General features: G+C 68.1%; 19 protein-coding genes and 1 pseudogene. 9 read left to right on the top strand and 11 right to left on the bottom strand.

All coding sequences use genetic code 11. The features are described 5' to 3' along the window. Nucleotides 1–21 precede the first annotated feature (21 nt). Entirely contained in the window at nt 22–480 is a 459-nt protein-coding gene (locus tag BJY22_RS26650; protein WP_167211697.1) for a hypothetical protein, read from the top strand. Here the strand turns inward: BJY22_RS26650 and BJY22_RS26645 are convergent. After that, nucleotides 445–933: an NUDIX hydrolase gene (locus BJY22_RS26645; RefSeq protein ID WP_167211693.1), complete on the bottom strand. Its 489-nt coding sequence runs from the start codon at nt 931–933 to the stop codon at nt 445–447. The genes BJY22_RS26650 and BJY22_RS26645 overlap by 36 nt on opposite strands. Nucleotides 934–1,034: 101 nt before the next feature. On the opposite strand from BJY22_RS26645, the gene BJY22_RS26640 reads away from it, so the two are divergent. Continuing rightward, nucleotides 1,035–1,430: a tautomerase family protein gene (locus tag BJY22_RS26640; protein WP_167211689.1), complete on the top strand. Its 396-nt coding sequence runs from the start codon at nt 1,035–1,037 to the stop codon at nt 1,428–1,430. A gap of 10 nt (nt 1,431–1,440) precedes the next feature. Here BJY22_RS26640 and BJY22_RS26635 read toward each other — a convergent pair whose 3' ends face one another. Continuing rightward, entirely contained in the window at nt 1,441–4,197 is a 2,757-nt protein-coding gene (locus BJY22_RS26635) for a helix-turn-helix transcriptional regulator (RefSeq protein WP_167211687.1), read from the bottom strand. A gap of 135 nt (nt 4,198–4,332) precedes the next feature. On the opposite strand from BJY22_RS26635, the gene BJY22_RS26630 reads away from it, so the two are divergent. After that, on the top strand, nt 4,333–5,097 hold the full coding sequence (locus tag BJY22_RS26630; RefSeq protein ID WP_202891271.1) for a DUF3626 domain-containing protein: 765 nt from the start codon (nt 4,333–4,335) through the stop codon (nt 5,095–5,097). Here the strand turns inward: BJY22_RS26630 and BJY22_RS26625 are convergent. The 6 genes from BJY22_RS26625 to BJY22_RS26600 form a co-directional block, all read right to left on the bottom strand. Further along, nucleotides 5,068–5,391: an ArsR/SmtB family transcription factor gene (locus BJY22_RS26625; RefSeq protein ID WP_167211684.1), complete on the bottom strand. Its 324-nt coding sequence runs from the start codon at nt 5,389–5,391 to the stop codon at nt 5,068–5,070. The two genes, BJY22_RS26630 and BJY22_RS26625, sit on opposite strands and share 30 nt — an antisense overlap. Next, entirely contained in the window at nt 5,384–5,812 is a 429-nt protein-coding gene (locus tag BJY22_RS26620) for an SRPBCC family protein (RefSeq protein ID WP_167211681.1), read from the bottom strand. Before BJY22_RS26620 ends, BJY22_RS26625 begins: the two co-directional genes overlap by 8 nt. 69 nt (nt 5,813–5,881) lie before the next feature. Then, entirely contained in the window at nt 5,882–7,105 is a 1,224-nt protein-coding gene (locus tag BJY22_RS26615) for a DUF6596 domain-containing protein (RefSeq protein WP_167211678.1), read from the bottom strand. Then, nucleotides 7,102–7,428 (bottom strand): YciI family protein, encoded by a 327-nt coding sequence (locus BJY22_RS26610; protein WP_167211675.1) that lies wholly within the window; start codon nt 7,426–7,428, stop codon nt 7,102–7,104. Before BJY22_RS26610 ends, BJY22_RS26615 begins: the two co-directional genes overlap by 4 nt. A 111-nt stretch (nt 7,429–7,539) precedes the next feature. Beyond that, nucleotides 7,540–8,253, bottom strand: a complete 714-nt coding sequence (locus tag BJY22_RS26605; RefSeq protein ID WP_167211672.1) for a class I SAM-dependent methyltransferase — start codon at nt 8,251–8,253, stop codon at nt 7,540–7,542. A gap of 27 nt (nt 8,254–8,280) precedes the next feature. Next, on the bottom strand, nt 8,281–9,294 hold the full coding sequence (locus tag BJY22_RS26600; RefSeq protein WP_337759836.1) for a serine hydrolase domain-containing protein: 1,014 nt from the start codon (nt 9,292–9,294) through the stop codon (nt 8,281–8,283). Between BJY22_RS26600 and BJY22_RS26595 the strand changes: the two genes are divergently transcribed. Continuing rightward, a complete protein-coding gene (locus BJY22_RS26595) occupies nt 9,262–9,960 on the top strand; it encodes a phosphotransferase family protein (RefSeq protein WP_337759143.1) in 699 nt (232 codons plus the stop codon). The two genes, BJY22_RS26600 and BJY22_RS26595, sit on opposite strands and share 33 nt — an antisense overlap. Nucleotides 9,961–9,994: 34 nt before the next feature. After that, a complete protein-coding gene (locus BJY22_RS26590) occupies nt 9,995–10,585 on the top strand; it encodes a GNAT family protein (protein ID WP_167211664.1) in 591 nt (196 codons plus the stop codon). 7 nt (nt 10,586–10,592) lie between these two features. Here the strand turns inward: BJY22_RS26590 and BJY22_RS26585 are convergent, their stop codons facing one another. Beyond that, entirely contained in the window at nt 10,593–11,165 is a 573-nt protein-coding gene (locus tag BJY22_RS26585; protein ID WP_167211661.1) for a GNAT family N-acetyltransferase, read from the bottom strand. Further along, a complete protein-coding gene (locus BJY22_RS26580) occupies nt 11,162–11,854 on the bottom strand; it encodes a PadR family transcriptional regulator (protein ID WP_167211658.1) in 693 nt (230 codons plus the stop codon). The genes BJY22_RS26585 and BJY22_RS26580 overlap by 4 nt, the downstream gene beginning before the upstream one ends. 61 nt (nt 11,855–11,915) lie before the next feature. Here BJY22_RS26580 and BJY22_RS26575 point away from each other — a divergent pair, with 61 nt between their 5' ends. From BJY22_RS26575 to BJY22_RS41865, 3 genes and pseudogenes are all read left to right on the top strand, one after another. Beyond that, nucleotides 11,916–12,758 carry a class I SAM-dependent methyltransferase gene (locus tag BJY22_RS26575; RefSeq protein WP_167211655.1) on the top strand — a complete coding sequence of 281 codons (843 nt, stop codon included), beginning with the start codon at nt 11,916–11,918 and terminating at the stop codon, nt 12,756–12,758. A gap of 59 nt (nt 12,759–12,817) precedes the next feature. Continuing rightward, nucleotides 12,818–13,189 (top strand): annotated as a pseudogene (locus tag BJY22_RS41870) (class I SAM-dependent methyltransferase); the annotation flags it as partial. A 61-nt stretch (nt 13,190–13,250) separates the two neighbouring features. After that, nucleotides 13,251–13,592 (top strand): hypothetical protein, encoded by a 342-nt coding sequence (locus BJY22_RS41865; protein WP_238351661.1) that lies wholly within the window; start codon nt 13,251–13,253, stop codon nt 13,590–13,592. A gap of 18 nt (nt 13,593–13,610) precedes the next feature. Here the strand turns inward: BJY22_RS41865 and BJY22_RS26565 are convergent, their stop codons facing one another. Continuing rightward, entirely contained in the window at nt 13,611–14,045 is a 435-nt protein-coding gene (locus tag BJY22_RS26565) for an Rrf2 family transcriptional regulator (RefSeq protein ID WP_167211652.1), read from the bottom strand. Nucleotides 14,046–14,134: 89 nt separating this feature from the next. Between BJY22_RS26565 and BJY22_RS26560 the strand changes: the two genes are divergently transcribed. Further along, complete coding sequence (locus BJY22_RS26560; protein WP_167211649.1) at nt 14,135–14,881, top strand: SDR family NAD(P)-dependent oxidoreductase; 747 nt, start codon at nt 14,135–14,137, stop codon at nt 14,879–14,881. Nucleotides 14,882–15,014 lie beyond the last annotated feature (133 nt).

Genomic DNA, 15,014 nt, shown 5'->3' with positions numbered 1-15,014 from the left:
ACCCGGTTCCTGCCAGGACAGTTGGTCGAAGGTACGCCGTACGACCGGATGCCCGGGACCTACCGCCAGGCAGGTGAACTGCTCGCAGCGTTCCACCAGCAATCCGCCGTACCGGACAACACCTACGCGAGTCGCGAGAACCAGCGGACGCTGACCAACCTCGGCAAGCCGCACCGCATCACTCCGGACCTGGCCCGGCCACCTGCGCACCACGATCGAAGCCTGGCCGACGCCGCCACGCGCTGGGGCCCTGACCTCTGCACGTGGCTGCCGCCCGACTGGTGGCGCAACCTCTGGGAGCGCACGAACCTGGTCACCGTCGACACCGCCGACTTCGTACCGCACGGCTGGGAAGACTGGCTCCACTGGCTCAAGACCTGCGCCCAAGTAGACCGCGGCTACGAACCCGACGAGCAACTCCTCGAGTCCGACCAGGGCCGCCTCCTAGGGCTGACCCGCCTGACCGCTCACCTCAAGTAGCCCCACCAGTTGCTCCCGCAAGGCCGCCGGGTACATCCCGAAGTCCGCCAGCTCGGCCGAGTCCGCCCACCGCAGCTCGAAATGGTTCGACGGACCATGCTCGGCCGCCTCGTCACCGGACAGTTCAGGTACGCCGCTCACGTCGTCGACCAGGAAGTAGTACGCCGGTCGACCGTTATGCGTTCCGGTCCAGAGGAGCCGATCGATCCGGCCCGTGAGCGTCGTCTCCTCCTCGAGTTCGCGCAGCGCAGCGCCGGCTGCCGATTCGCCCTCCTCCACATGACCACCAGGAAGTACGGCGTACCGATGCCCGGCGCACTCCGGACCCGGCACACCGGCGTACTCACACATCACGCATTCGGCCGACGTCGCTTGCCGCAGGTAGCGCTTCACCACCAGCACCTTGCCTGCCTCGACGACAACCGCAGCTCCACGAGGGATCTTCGTGCTCATGCAGTAGGAGTGTGGCGGGCAGCACCGACAAATTGGGTCGCCGGCGGCGCGGGTTCGTGGTGGGGTTCGGGGCAGGATCGGTCGACCGTGGAAGGACGCTCATGCCCAGTGCGCTTGTCGAGGTTCGTCGGGGGTACTCCGAAGCGGAGGAGGTCGGGTTGATCGACGCCGTGCACGCGGCGCTGGTCGGCGCGTTCCGGATTCCGCCGCAGGACAAGGACGTCCGTCTGGTGGTGCATGCGCCGCACCGGTTCGCCTGCTCGCCCCGGTTGACCCAGCCCGAGTACTTCACGCTCGTCACGATCGACTGCTTCGCCGGCCGCTCGCTCGACGCCAAGCGCGCCCTCTACGCCGAGATCGTCACGAACCTGAAGCAGTTCGGCATCCCGCAGGACCACGTCACGATCCTGGTGCGCGACCACCCGACCTCGAACTGGGGAATCCGCGGCGGCCAGGCCGCCTCCGACGTGGACCTCGGCTTCGACGTCAACGTCTGATCCCGCGCGCCTACTGGTGGAGGCCGGTCTCGGCGAGGACGGTGCGGAGTTGCCGGCGCGAGCTGATTCCGAGCTTGGTGAAGACCTTGCGCAGATGCCATTCGATCGTGTGACCGCTGAGGAACATCTGGGCGCCGATCTCGGCGTTGGTCAGGCCGTTGGCCGCGAGTTCGGCGATCCGCGCTTCCTGAGCCGTCAACGTCTCGCCGGCGCGGTCAGCGCGTCGGCCGACCGTCTCGCCGGTTGCGGCGAGCTCGTGGCGCAACCGCTCGGTGAAAGCGTCGGAGCCGGCCGAGGTCAGGATGTCGTACGCCGTTCGCAGCTGCCCCCGGGCGTCCTGGCGTCGACCTTCCCGCCGGAGCCATTCGCCGTACAGCAGGTGAGCCCGGGCGAGCTCGATGCGGACCCGGGTCCGGCCGAGGCGTTCGACGGCCTCCCGGTAGCAGGCCTCGGCTTCCTTGCCCGTCGCCAGTAGTGCACTCGATCGGGCCAGTACGCCGAGCGCCCAGTCCGTGCCGGCGGCTCGCATCATCCGGGTCAACCGGTCGTGTGCCTCGCTCGCCAGTTCGGGCTGCCCGGTGCGGACCGCCGCCTCGACGAGTTCCGGAAAGACCCAGTTGGCGAGCCCGAGATCGCTCGGATCGGCGCACGCGGCCTGCGCCGGTTCCAGTGCCTCGGAGTACCTGGCGAGACTGTTCATCAGGAAGGCGCGCGCCCAGTAGGTGAGGGACAGGCCGGCGCCTTCGCCGCGTGCCATGACCTCCTCGGTCAACTCTGCGATCAGCCGGGTCGCTTCGTCGACCCGTCCCTGCATGACGGTCAGCGGGATCTCGCCGTACGGCGCCCGCGTCACGCCGGTCACGTCGCAGATCGTCCGAACCTCGGCGCGCAGGGACGCCGCCGTCGTGAACTCGGCACTGAACGCGTGCATGGCCATCCGGGACGTCAGCGCGAGTGGCAGCTGGGTCAGGTCGCCTTGCTCGCGCGCGATGCTCTCGTGCCGTGCGGTCAGCGTGTCCCAGCACTCGAGGTCCCTGAGGTCGATCGCGGCGCGGGCGGCCTGGAACAACCACCGCTGGTCGCCGGGGTCGGCGCGCGCCGGGTCGGCGAACGCCTGGACGGCGTCCTTGGCCAGGGCGACCGCCGCCGGGTATCCGTCGGTGAACGTGACCGCCAGTGTGTCGAGGAGCAGGTCCTGCTTGCGTTCGGCCGGTGGCCTGGGCGCGGCGAGCGCTGCGCGCGCCACCTCGCCGGCCGGGAAGTCCGGCGCCAGGATCCCGGCGTACATCGCCGCCGAGATCGCGTCGACGTAGGTGTCGCGGGCCAGGTCGGGAGCGAGCGGTTCGAGCCGGCGGGCGGCATCGAGGAGCAACCGGACGGCCTCGCTGCGGCCGGACACGAAGGTGACCTGTGCCCGGGTGAGGGCGACCATGGCCTGGTGCAGGTCGTCGGCCGACCAGTCGTCGGCCACCACGAGCAGCTTCAGCGCGTTCTCGAAGGCTCCGGCGCGAAGGGACGCATGGGCGGCGGCCAGGGCGCGGGCCGCCCGGGTGGCGGGGTCCGGAGTGAGGTGGGTGGCCCGATACAGGAATGCTGCCGTCGCCGCGAGACCTCCGCGGCGCTGCGCCCGGTCCGCGGACGCGACGAGTTCCGCGGCGATGTCCTCGTCGGTGTCGGCCGCGCCGTTCGCGCGGTGCCATGCCCGCCGGTCGGGATCAACAGTCGGATCGGTCGCCTCCGCGAGCGCTTGATGCACCGCGCGGCGATCCGCGGAGGCAGCCTCCCGGTACGTCGCCGACCGCACCAGTGGGTGCCGGAAGGTGACCCGGGCGCCGATCTCGATCAGACCGGCCGCTTCAGCAGGCCCGGCAGCACTCACCGGTACGCCGAGCACCCGCAGCGCCCGAAGCAGCAGCGGTACGTCGCCGACGGGCTCAGCGGCAGCGGTCAGCAACAACTGCTGCGTCTCTGGCGGCAGGGTCTGCATCCGGCGAGCGAAGGTTTGCTCGAGCTGGCTGGCCAAGGGGCGGACGTCCGGCCGCTCGAAGCCGCCGGCCAGCTCGGCGGCGGTGAGCCCGCGAGGGAGCTCGAGCAACGCGAGCGGATTCCCGCGGGTCTCGGCAACGATCCGCTGCTCCACATGGGCGTCGAGGCGCCCGGGAATGACAGCTTCGAGCAGGGCTTTGGCGTCGTGGTCCCCGAGGCCGCGGACGACCAGCTCGGGCAGTCCTCGCCACTCCGGCGTGGTCACCGGATCCCGCACACCGAAGACCACACCGACACGATCGGCGAACAGCCGACGAGCGGCGAACGTCAGCGCCTGCGCCGACGCCTGGTCCAGCCACTGCCCGTCGTCGACGACACACATCAACGGCTGGGCAACGGATGCTTCCGACAACAGAGTCAGCGTGGCAGCGCCCACCAGGAACCGGTCCGGCGGCGGCCCGGCCCGCAGTCCGAACGCCACGTCAAGTGCTTCGCGCTGCAGCGGCGACAGCCGGTCGGCGAGATTCAGCATCGGCACACAGAGTTGGTGCAGGCCTGCGAACGGCAACTCCATCTCGGCCTCGACACCCGACGCCCGGACGACCCGGTACCCGTCGGCCCGCGCAGCCAAGTAGTCGAGGAGCGCCGACTTACCGATCCCCGGCTCACCCCGGACGATCAGCGCCTGCCCCTGACCAGCGCCTACCTCGGTCAGCAGTTGCCGCAACCGTGCGACTTCCTGACGCCGACCACGAAGCCCACCCGCCGTGCTGTCCGCCATGGCCCGCCCTCCCTGACCAAAAGGCTAAAAGTCTTCGGCCGTGAGCACCACCACACTTTCGGCGCAACTGTGCAACCGCTACGCCGCGCGCCGACCAGATGGACTGTGGGTGACCTGCGGTGGTTCGATCTTGTGATGATCACCCTGCAGTTCCATCCGAATTGGCCGCACGGCGACCGCACGGTGATCGAGTCGATGGCCGCCGACGGGCTCTACAGGTCCCAGTTCTCGACCGGCATTTCCAACGGGGGATTGACGGCCTTTCGCGGTGGAGACCGGTGGCGGTGGGAGAGCCGCTTGTTCTCCGGCCGGTACGACGGGAAACCCGGAACGGCTCGTCCGGTGTACGGCGTGTGGAACCGTCGGGCCGACGTGTACGGCGGGGCGATCCGTTTCGGGTCGTCGTACCTGCGGCTGAAACCCGAAACGGTCGAGCGCGCCACGTTCTGCTTCCCGGATTCCGCGCGCGAACCGGCCGACTTCGGCGACCGCGCGGTTCTGCCGCGTTTGTGCGCCCTGGCGGACGCCTCCGGTGGCGACGACCTCGACGACTACGTCGAAGCGCACGTCCACGGTCCGATCCGGCTGGCGAGCGACGTCGAGGCCGTAGTACTCGACCCGTCGTTCGTCGGCACGCCCGTCGAGAACGCGGCGCACCGGCTCGGCTGCCGGATCGAGTACCACCCCGGCTTCCGTGCCGCGCCGGCCGACTTCGACCCGGCGTACCGCGGCGCGGACGTTGTCGCTCTCGCGTGTCAGCTCGGTGCGGAACTGACGCCCGAGGTCCTCGGCGCCGCGGCACGGTCCGGAATTCATCCGGCGCAGGCGATCAAATACGTGTGGCACTACCTGGCCCGCTTCGGCCGTCGGTCATTCCCCGTCGACGGACAAGTCACGTAGCTTGTTCAGCGCGTTCGACCAGTAGGACTCGTACCGCGAGACCCACGGACCGAACGCCGCGTCGAGACCGGTGCCGTCGATCCGGTAATGCTGATGCCGCCCCGATTTCTCCGCGACCACCAAACCGGCGGCCCGCAGCGTCATCAGGTGCTTGGAGATCCCCGACGTCACCAGCTCGGGGAATTCCGCGGCGAGTTGCCCGACCGTGAGACTGCCCCGCTCCATCAACAGGTCGAGGATCCGCCGACGGGTCGGATCCGCGATCGCGCGGAACGGATCCGAGTCGTCAGGCAACGTCGGTCACCGCGTCCGCGAGCCGTTCCAGAACCCGGTGACGGTCGGCTCCCAGTTCGTACGCATCCCGGGTCCGCCGCCAGGTCGGCGTACCGATGCCGGCGAAGCCGTCGTGCGTCAGCGCCACCTCCGTGCCGTCGCCGTCCGCGCGCAGCTCGATCACCAGCCGGCCGGGATGCTCCCATCCGGCGTCCTCCTCCAGCCACGACAGCACGAGCCGCTCCTCGGGTACGAGTTCGAGGACCACGCCGCTGATCCAGGTGACGCCGTCGGCGCCGAGCATCCGGTACGGACCGGCTTCCTCCAGTTGGATCGTCAGCGAGGGCGCGAGCCATCGCCGCAGCGCCTCCTCGGTGGCGAACTGCCGCCACACCGCACTGCGCGGCCGGGGGATCGTGATCCGACGTGTCACCTGGGGCATGAGCTCCTCCTAGACGCCTTACCATTTGGTAAGGCATTACCTCATGGTAAGGCGTTGTCGTGCAAGTCCTCAGGCCAATTGGTTCCGCCGACGGGTCAGATACGCGGTCTCGGCGGTGTTCGCGGCAAGCTCGATCGCCTCGTCGTACGCCGCCCGCGACTCGGCGCTGCGACCCAGCCGGCGCAGCAGGTCGGCCCGGGTCGCGTGGTAGGCGTGATAGCCGGACAGCTTGTCGCCGAGACCGTCGACGATCGCCAACGCGACGTCCGGACCGTCGAGCTCGGCGACCGCGATCGCGCGGTTCAGGGCGACGATGGGGGAGCGGTCGATGCGGGCGAGCTGGTCGTACAGCGCGACGACCTGCGACCAGTCGGTGTCGCGGACGTCGCGGGCGGAGGTGTGTACTGCGTTGATCGCCGCGAGGATCTGGTAGCGGCCGGGTGGTATGCGGGTCGCGAGACGTTCGCGGACCAGTTGGTGGCCCTCGGCAATCATCGCGGTGTCCCACGCGCCGCGGTCCTGTTCGTCGAGGGACACCAGTTCGCCGGTCCGGGAGACGCGGGCGGTACCGCGCGCTTCGGTGAGCAGCATCAACGCGAGCAGGCCGGCCACCTCGCCGTCGTCGGGCAGGAGAGCGCGGATCAGGCGCGTGAGCCGGATCGCCTCGGCGGTCAGCTCGTGACGCACGGGGTCCGTGTCGGCGCCTGTCGCCAGGTAGCCCTCGTTGAAGACCAGGAACAGTACGGCGAGGACGCCGGACACGCGGCTCGGGAGGTCCTCGGAGGACGGGACACGGTAGGGGATCCGGGCAGCCTTGATCTTCGCCTTCGCGCGGGTGATCCGCTGGCCCATCGCGGTCTCCTGCACCAGGAACGCGCGGGCGATCTCCGGCACCGTCAGCCCGCCGACCATCCGCAGCGTCAGCGCGACACGGGTCTCCATCCCGAGCGCCGGGTGGCAGCAGGTGAAGATCAGCCGGAGCCGTTCGTCGTCGATCACACCGAGAGGCTCGGGCGGCTCGCCGTACGACATCTGAGCCTCCTTCTGCTTGTCGTCGCGTTTCGCCTCACGCCGGATCCGGTCGATCGCCTTGCGATTGGCGGTCGTGGTGAGCCAGGCACCCGGGTTCGGCGGTACGCCGTCCTCGGGCCACCGCTCGACCGCGGTCGCGAACGCTTCCGCGGCAGCTTCCTCGGCGATGTCGAGGTCCCCGAACCGTTTGGTCAGCGAGGCGACCACCCGTGCCCATTCGCCACGGTGGGCGCGGGTGATCGCTTCCTGGATGTCGTTCACAGGAACGGCCGCACCTCGAGCCGCCGGTTGCAGGCCTTGGACGCAGCGGCGGCGAGCTTGAGCGCCACGTCCAGATCCGGCGCCTCGAACACCCAGAAGCCGGCCATGTACTCCTTCGACTCCAGGAACGGCCCGTCGGTGAACAACGGCGTACCCTCACCGCGCCCGTCGATCACGGTGGCGTCGCTCGGAGCGCTCAAGCCACCCGCGAACACCCAGTGCCCGTCCGCGATCAGCTGCTCGTTGAACGCGTCGATCGCCTCCATCTCGTCCGCCGTCGCCGACCCTGTCCTGTCATCGATCACCGAAATCAAGTACTGCATCACGAGCTCCAGTCAGTCTGCCGAGGATCACCTACACCCACCCAACGAACCCCACCACAAGAATCCGACACAACCCACCGAAGAGAACGCTTTTCGGCGGCGGAGTCGACGTCAGGGTTGACGCGGCCGGGACGCGACGATGTGCATGAACAGCGGGATCCGGTACCACTTGTCGTCAGGGTCGTCGCTGGAATGCTCCCGGAGCCGTTCGATCACCAGGCCGGCGTCGGCGAGGGCCTCCGTGTAGGTGTGCAGCGGCCGGTGGATGCCGTGGTACGTCATCGAGAGGCCGTCGCGGGTGCGCGTGGTGGCGTAGTGCCTCGGTTGGGTGTACGCGTCCCGGATGACGTACGGCAACTGCGGGGCATCTCGGTCGAAGTCACCCGCTGAGTTGAGCGGATGCACGATCGCCAGCACGAGCTTGCCGCCGGGCGCGAGGATCCGGCCGATCTCCGCGATCGCAGGCACGACGTCGTCGATGTCGTGCAAGCACATGAAGGCCACCGCGCAGTCGGCAGCCGCATCCGGAAGCGGCAGGTGCACCGCATCGGCGACGACGGCCGGTACGGGTTGCCCGGGGTACGTCGCCGCGGACCGGGTCATCGTCGGCGATCGGTCGATGGCCAGGACGCGATGTCCTCGTGCCTGCAGCTCACGGCTGACCCGCCCTTCACCCGCGCCGACGTCCACGGTGAGCCGGCCAGGCGATGGGATCAACGGCAGGAACGCCAACTTGTGGGTGCTGTAGCTGTCGAGCCCACGTCTGCTCCACTCGATCCACGCCCCGGCATTTGCATCCCAGCCCTCGGCCAAACGCGATCCCATCACCGCAGCCTAGAGGACCTGGAGTAGCTATAGCTGATGCAGTTGGACGTTCGCGTACGTCGGGGGTGTGCGCGTGAGGTCGAGGGCTTCGCCGGTAGAGGAGACGTAGAGGCTCGGTAGGTGCTCACGCAGGCGGAGGGTGCTGCCGGACCAGTGGTCGAGGAGGTAGGCGCCGTTCTCCTTGCGAAGGCGGGCTGTCCCTTCACGGACGCCGGACACCCGGATCGCGTAGTCCCGGTTCCACGGTCCGCCAGCCTCGGCCGGTGCCGGCTCGGGTACGTCGTTGCGGTAGCGGACGTGGCCATCGTGGACGGATTCGAGGTACGTCGGGTGTCCGTCGCGGTCCAGGTCGCGGAACCGGTACAGCTGGTCGTCGACCCAGAACTCATGGGGGCTGACGAACTCCGCAGGCTTGCGGGTATCGCCCGAAACAAGGAAAGCCTCGCCTGCCTCGACAATGAGGCTCACCTGGTCCGAGTCGACGTAGTCGCCGGACAACGTAGCGGCGGGAACCGATCCGCGTGAGAGAGAGGCATGCCGCCGCGGCGTACCGTCCCCTACGAGTTCGCGGAGGACTTCACTCGCAAGCTTCCACTGCAGCGGATGCGCCGTGGAATTGGTGAGCACCACGACTCCCAGTCCTGCCTCGGGAGCCCAATACATGTCCGACAGGAAGCCGAAACCGCCGCCGCTGTGCCCGCGCACAGGCACGTCATTCGCTCGGGTGAGTGCGATACCTAACCCGTACCCTTGGTCACCTTGATACATCTCGGCGAACAACGCCGGGGAGAGCAACGAGCCGCCGGCGATGTGGAACTGAAGGTACCGGCAGGCATCGTCGACGCTCGTATATAAACCGCCCGCAGCAACCATCGGCCCCCGAGCCGGCACCCGCCTGGCGCCTGTCGAGTGCCCGATCGCCCGGTCAGCCTCCCGCAGGAACACTCGCGCGTCGAACGACGTCCGGTCCAGGGCGAGCGGCCCGAACAGCGAGCGCCGTACGAACTCGTGAAACGGCAATCCAGTGCGTCGCTGGAGAATGTATCCGGCGAGATCTATACCGAGATTCGAATACTGGTAATGATGGCCATCGTGCCTGTCCCGACGCCGCGGATCCTCTGGCGAAAACCTCACGTTCTTGCGATTGCCGCCGTACCGGGGACCGCTCTCGGCCGCCTCGGCGAGCCGTCACCGGCGTCGCCGGCCGCGTGGGCCGCCGCGGGTGCCGCCATACGGAAGCTGCACGACGCGCCGCTGCCTCCGTGGCCTGGTCAGAGCATCGACGGCATCAGGACGCATCTCGACGGCGAATGCGAGTGGCTCGTCGCGAACGGTGTTCTGCCCGCCGAGATCGTCAAGCGCAACCGCGAGATCGCCGAGGTGGCGCTCCGGCCGTGGAAGCCGGTGTTCGTCCATGGCGACCTGCAGATCACCCATGTGTTCGTCGACGGCGATGAAGTCACCGGCGTGATCGACTGGTCCGAGGCAAGCCAGGGCGACGCCATGTTCGACCTCGCCATCCTGACGCTCGGCCACGAGGAACAACTCGACAACGTCCTCGCCGGCTACGGCACCGACGTGGACGTCGACGTGATCCGCGCCTGGTGGTCGCTCCGAAGCCTGGGAGCCGCCCGCTGGCTCATCGAACACGGCTTCGACCCGGACTCGCCAGGCTGCGAATTCGCCGTACTCAAATCCCGCATGTAAACCCAGCACAGAGCGAACGGGGATAAGGTGCGACATGGCTACCGAGTCGTCGTACACCATCGCGCCTCTCAGCCCTGAGACCTGGTCCGCCTTCGATGCGCTGGTGCAGCGGCACAACGGCATCTTCGGGGGCTGCTGGTGCATCTGGTTCCACCCTGACGGACCCGAGCGCGGCCAAGGCGCAGAGGCCAACCGGGCTCTGAAGAAGGCCTACGCCGAGCAGGGCAAGGCGCACGCCGCACTGGTGATGGACGGCGACGAGGCCATCGCGTGGGCTGAATACGGCACGCCGGTCGAGCTGCCCTCACTCCACCACCGCAAGCAGTACGACGCCACCAAGACCGCGGATCCCGACTACCGAATCACCTGCGTCTTCGTCGATAAGCGCCACCGGCGACGGGGTGTGACCGAGCTGGCGATCACCGGTGCGCTCGACCTGATTGCGCAGGCCGGCGGCGGGCGAGTCGAGAGCTATCCCCACGACCTGACCAACCAGACCAAGAAGATGTCGTCGTCATTCCTCTACAACGGCACCCGTCGACTCTACGAACGACTCGGCTTCACCTACGACCGACCCAAGGGCCTGAAGAACTGCGTCATGGCGAAGACAATCGATCCTGCCTAGGGGCAGCTCAGCTGGCGGGATGCGGCTCGGATGGCGGCCGCCACTCGCGTCTGAGCAGGCCGTAGACCCATGAGTCGGAGACGTCGCCATTCACGATGCAGTCTTCCCGTAGGGTTCCTTCACGCAGGAAGCCGAGCTTCTCCAGCACGCGGGCAGATGCCACGTTGCGGGTGTCGGCCTCAGCCTGAACGCGATTCAGGTCCAGCGTGTCGAACGCCCACCTCAGCACAGCGCGCGCGGCCTCGGTCGCGTAGCCATGGCCCCACGCCGCCTCGTTGAAGCAGTAGCCCAGTGACGCGCTGCGATAATCCGGATTCCACCGGCTCAGGCTGCACCAGCCGATGAACGCTCCGTCAGACACGCGATCAATCGCGAGCCTCGCCCCGGTACCTTCCTCTGCCATCTGCCGGCAAGCAGCGATGAACCGCCCGGCGCGCTCCCGTTCGCTCCACGGCGGCGCATCCCAGTAGCGCAACACATACGAACTGCTGTGCATCGCGAACAGGTCGTCCGCATCCGCGTCATCGAACGGACGCAGGCGAAGACGAGCCGTCAACAGCGTAGGGGTGGGCAGCGTCATCTTCCGTCCCGTGCCTGGTTGCCGATCAACAAGTCATCTGATTCCGGTGTACCGGCGTGCTCGGACCAGCGCGCGCGTTCCAGTACCTCGCGCGTCCGCTCGGGCGATATCCGATGGCCGGCGATGTCGTCGGGCCAGGTAGCGACCTCGGCCTCGGCCCAGTCCGCCCACGCGGCGACGAGCGCATAGAAGTCGGTGAGGAAGGCGCCGAAGAGCAGCGTGGTCGCTCGACGCTGGCCGTACAAACCGTCCCTCTCGGCGAACTTCTCGCCCGCCTCGAGGTTGCCGGCATTCATCTCCACGGCCCAGGCGCGGGCGCGGGCGATGGTGGCCAGGGCGTCCTCGCGGGTGCCGTTGTCCGCGAAGACCAGTTTGACCAGGCCCTCGAACTCGAGCGCTGGGCCGTCCCCGGGATCGGCGAGCCACGCGGCGAGCGCGCGCCGGCCGGACCGGGTGATCGTGTACACAGTGCGCGGGCGGCGGCCGACGAAGTCCTCGTGTGAGGTGGCGTACCCGTGCAGGACCAGCTTCTTGGGCTCCTCGAACAGCTTGCTCTGCGCCCGCGGCCACGCTCGGCCGACGCTGCGGTCCATCGCCTTGGCCAGCTCGTACGTCGAGTGCGGGCGCACCGCGAGGAGGCCGAGCACGCCGTACGTCGTCGTGGTGAGCCGTGGAGGTGTGGTTGCCATGACCCTCCCTTCGGGACTAATCTAGCAGATAGTCCCTTTGGGGCTATCCGTGGAGGCGGCTATGGACGAGACGGCGCTGGAGATCGACCCGCGGAACGCGGGGGTACTGCGTGAATGGGACGGTGAGCACGGCGCCTACTGGGCCGAGCACGCGGCGACGTACAACGCGTCCGTCGCTCGCTATCAGCCCGCGCTGATCGCAGCGATCGGGGCGCAGTCTGCTGAGCGGATCCTCGACGTCGGGTGCGGCTCCGGCGAGCTCGCGATCGACGTGGTCCGCAGTACGCCGGGCGCGACCGTGGTGGGAGTCGACCTGTCGGCGGCCCAGCTCGAAGTGGCGCGGCATCAGGCCGGCGGGCTGCCGGTGACGTTCGAGCAGGCCGACGCGCAGGTGCATGACTTCGGAACGCACGCCTTCGACGTGATCGCCAGCCGGACCGGCACCATGTTCTTCACGGACATGACGATGGCTTTCGCCAACCTCGCTGGCGCGACCCGTCCCGGCGGGCGCCTGGTCATGCTCGTGTGGCGCGGGATCGAGGACAACGAGTGGCTCCGTGAGTTCTTCGGCGCGATCGGGCGGGTCCTGCCGATGGCTCCACCGCCGGCCAATGCCCCGGGGCCGTTCTCGCTCAGTGACCCGGATCGCGTGCGCGAGGTGCTCCACGGCGCGGGCTGGACTGGTGTCAACTTCACCGCCGAGGACGAACTGCTCTGTTTCGGGCCCGACGCGGACAGCGCGACGACGTTCATTGTCGGCCAGATGAGGTGGCTGTTCGAGAAGCTCGACGACGTCGGCAAGCGGCAGGCCGAGGCGAACCTGCACGACGTGATGGCAGCGCATGCAGGCGAGGACGGCGTGCTGCTCGGTTCCGGTGCGTGGATCGTCACCGCACGACGCTGAGCGACCATCGCTTTGGGGACGGGAGAGGACCGACGGATGACTATGGTCGTCTCGTGGCGATGTCAGACGGCTCACCGGCGGCGACGAGTTCTCACGCGGACACTCCTGGAGATCCGAGCGAGGCGTGGTCAGAACTCGCTCCGGACTACGAGCAGGCCCGTTCCAAGGAGGACTCGCTGGATCGGCTTGTCGAGTGGCCTGCGCAGCGGAACCTTCTGGGCGACGTCACCGGACGGTCGGTGCTTGATGTCGGATGCGGCAACGGCGGCAAGCTTGCCGAGCTGGTTGGTGACGGTGCGACCGCCTCCGTAGGTGTCGATGTCAGCGGCAACTTCCTGAGTTCCCCGCCGCCTGGCTTGGAGTTCATCCGAGGCGATCTGTCTGAGCTGGATTCTGTGCCTGGGCTCGCCGGTCGCAGGTTCGACCGGATCTTGTTCCTGCAGTCTTTCGGCTATGCGAAGGATCCGGTACGCACCCTGAAGGCAGCGCGCGATGCTGGCCGACGATGGATTCATCCTGCTGACCAGGACGCAACCGATCCGGTACGCCGTAGAACGAGCCGAACAGAACGGGACGTCCTTGGGCGAAGAGTATTTCTCCGCCGCCCCGTTCTCCTACCTCAGCGGCTGGAACGACCAGATCACCCTCACCAAGCGTCCGTACACCATCTCTGACCTGATCAACGTGTTCAGTGCGGCAGGACTGTGGATCGAGACCGCGATCGAGCCTCAACTATCCGAGGACGCGCGACGCCGCTACCCCCACAAGCAGGCGTGGATGAACAAGTACCTCGGCATCCTGATCTTCAAGCTCCGCCCCCATCTCAGCCAGTAGCCACGTCCTGAGTGCCGGCTAGTGGGGGACCGCCAGGACCGCCTGCAGAACGTCCTCGAGTGTGGTCTTGCTCAGCTCGGTACGCACGGTGCACTCGATGCCGGCGTAGATATCGTGCAACGCGGGCTGGATGCCGTGGCCGATAACGCACCCATCGTCAGGGCTGGCCCGATGTAAGGCGAAGAGCGGTCCGGGTTCGATCGCGTCGTACACGTCGAGCAGGGTCATCGAGGCGAGGTCGCGGGTCAGTGACCAGCCGGCGCCGGCGCCACGGCGCGACTCGACCAGCCCGGCCTCGCGCAGCTCACCGAGCAGGCGGCGGATCACGACCGGGTTGGTGTTCGCGCTGGCCGCGATCTGTTCCGAAGTAGCGACCTCGTGGCCCTGGCGCTGGTACTGGCCGATCCAGGCCAACGTGTGCGCCGCGATGGTCAGCCTGCTGTTCGCGCTCACGGTCGCAAGGCTACGGCAGTTGCTGTCGTAATCAAATGTGTTACGTTGATCGTGATGTAACCAAGGCTGTTACGATGGAGGAGTTGTTTATGAGTAAGGCATTGGCTGGCAAGGTCGCGCTGGTCACCGGAGGATCTCGAGGCCTGGGCGCCTCGACGGTCCGGTTGCTGGCGAGGCAGGGCGCGGATGTCGCGTTCACCTATGTGCAGTCCGAGGCTCGGGCACGAGCCGTGGTCGACGAGGTCCAGGCGCTCGGCGCCAAAGCAGTCGCGTTCCAGACCGACCACGCCGACACACGTCAGGCGCCGGCGCTGATCGACCAGGTCGTCGCGGCGTACGGCGGACTCGACATCCTGGTGAACAACGCGGCCATCTCGGTCGCGGGCAGGGTCGACGACCCGGACGTGGACACCGCGGCCCTCGACCGGATGCACGCGGTCAACTATCTCGGCGTGATCGGGGTCATCCGGGCCGCGGTCAAGGTGCTGCGCGACAACGGCCGGATCATCACCATCAGTTCCGGGCTCGGCTCCCGCACCGGCGTCCCCGGCACGGCCGACTACGCGGCAACCAAGTCCGGAATCGAGCGCTACACCCTCGGCGTCGCTCGCGACCTCGGCCCTCGCGGCATCACCGCGAACGTGGTCGAGGCCGGCCTGATGGAGACCGACATGAATCCGGACCCCGCGGCGCTGACAGCGCTGCTCTCCAGTCTCTCCATCCAGCGGTTCGGTCACCCCGACGAAATCGCCGCCGCCATCGGCTTCCTCGCCGGTCCCACCGCCACGTACGTCACCGGCGCCGTCCTGGACGCCCACGGCGGCTACAACGCCTGAAGCCGCCCTGGCGAACGCAACGCCCGCAGGTCGCCCGTTGACCGCGCGGGGGAGCCGGGCCGATCCCGCCTGGCAGCCCAGGCGGGATCGGCGAGGTCAGCGAACCTCCTAGAAACTCGATCGTTTTGTGCGA

This window comes from Kribbella shirazensis, assembly GCF_011761605.1.
GTDB lineage: Bacteria > Actinomycetota > Actinomycetes > Propionibacteriales > Kribbellaceae > Kribbella > Kribbella shirazensis.
The sequence above is the reverse complement of the archived record's forward strand: the minus strand, read 5'-3'. Positions and strand labels throughout refer to the sequence as shown.

What these genes read in the sequence shown, in the direction of transcription:
- BJY22_RS41865 (WP_238351661.1), top strand. Translation starts at nt 13,251, where the DNA reads ATGCTGGCCGACGATGGATTCATCCTGCTGACCAGGACGCAACCGATC.
- BJY22_RS26590 (WP_167211664.1), top strand. Translation starts at nt 9,995, where the DNA reads ATGGCTACCGAGTCGTCGTACACCATCGCGCCTCTCAGCCCTGAGACC.
- BJY22_RS26610 (WP_167211675.1), bottom strand. Translation starts at nt 7,428, where the DNA reads ATGCAGTACTTGATTTCGGTGATCGATGACAGGACAGGGTCGGCGACG.
- BJY22_RS26575 (WP_167211655.1), top strand. Translation starts at nt 11,916, where the DNA reads ATGGACGAGACGGCGCTGGAGATCGACCCGCGGAACGCGGGGGTACTG.
- BJY22_RS26630 (WP_202891271.1), top strand. Translation starts at nt 4,333, where the DNA reads ATGATCACCCTGCAGTTCCATCCGAATTGGCCGCACGGCGACCGCACG.
- BJY22_RS26645 (WP_167211693.1), bottom strand. Translation starts at nt 933, where the DNA reads ATGAGCACGAAGATCCCTCGTGGAGCTGCGGTTGTCGTCGAGGCAGGC.
- BJY22_RS26585 (WP_167211661.1), bottom strand. Translation starts at nt 11,165, where the DNA reads ATGACGCTGCCCACCCCTACGCTGTTGACGGCTCGTCTTCGCCTGCGT.
- BJY22_RS26620 (WP_167211681.1), bottom strand. Translation starts at nt 5,812, where the DNA reads ATGCCCCAGGTGACACGTCGGATCACGATCCCCCGGCCGCGCAGTGCG.
- BJY22_RS26560 (WP_167211649.1), top strand. Translation starts at nt 14,135, where the DNA reads ATGAGTAAGGCATTGGCTGGCAAGGTCGCGCTGGTCACCGGAGGATCT.
- BJY22_RS26640 (WP_167211689.1), top strand. Translation starts at nt 1,035, where the DNA reads ATGCCCAGTGCGCTTGTCGAGGTTCGTCGGGGGTACTCCGAAGCGGAG.
- BJY22_RS26635 (WP_167211687.1), bottom strand. Translation starts at nt 4,197, where the DNA reads ATGGCGGACAGCACGGCGGGTGGGCTTCGTGGTCGGCGTCAGGAAGTC.
- BJY22_RS26605 (WP_167211672.1), bottom strand. Translation starts at nt 8,253, where the DNA reads ATGGGATCGCGTTTGGCCGAGGGCTGGGATGCAAATGCCGGGGCGTGG.
- BJY22_RS26580 (WP_167211658.1), bottom strand. Translation starts at nt 11,854, where the DNA reads ATGGCAACCACACCTCCACGGCTCACCACGACGACGTACGGCGTGCTC.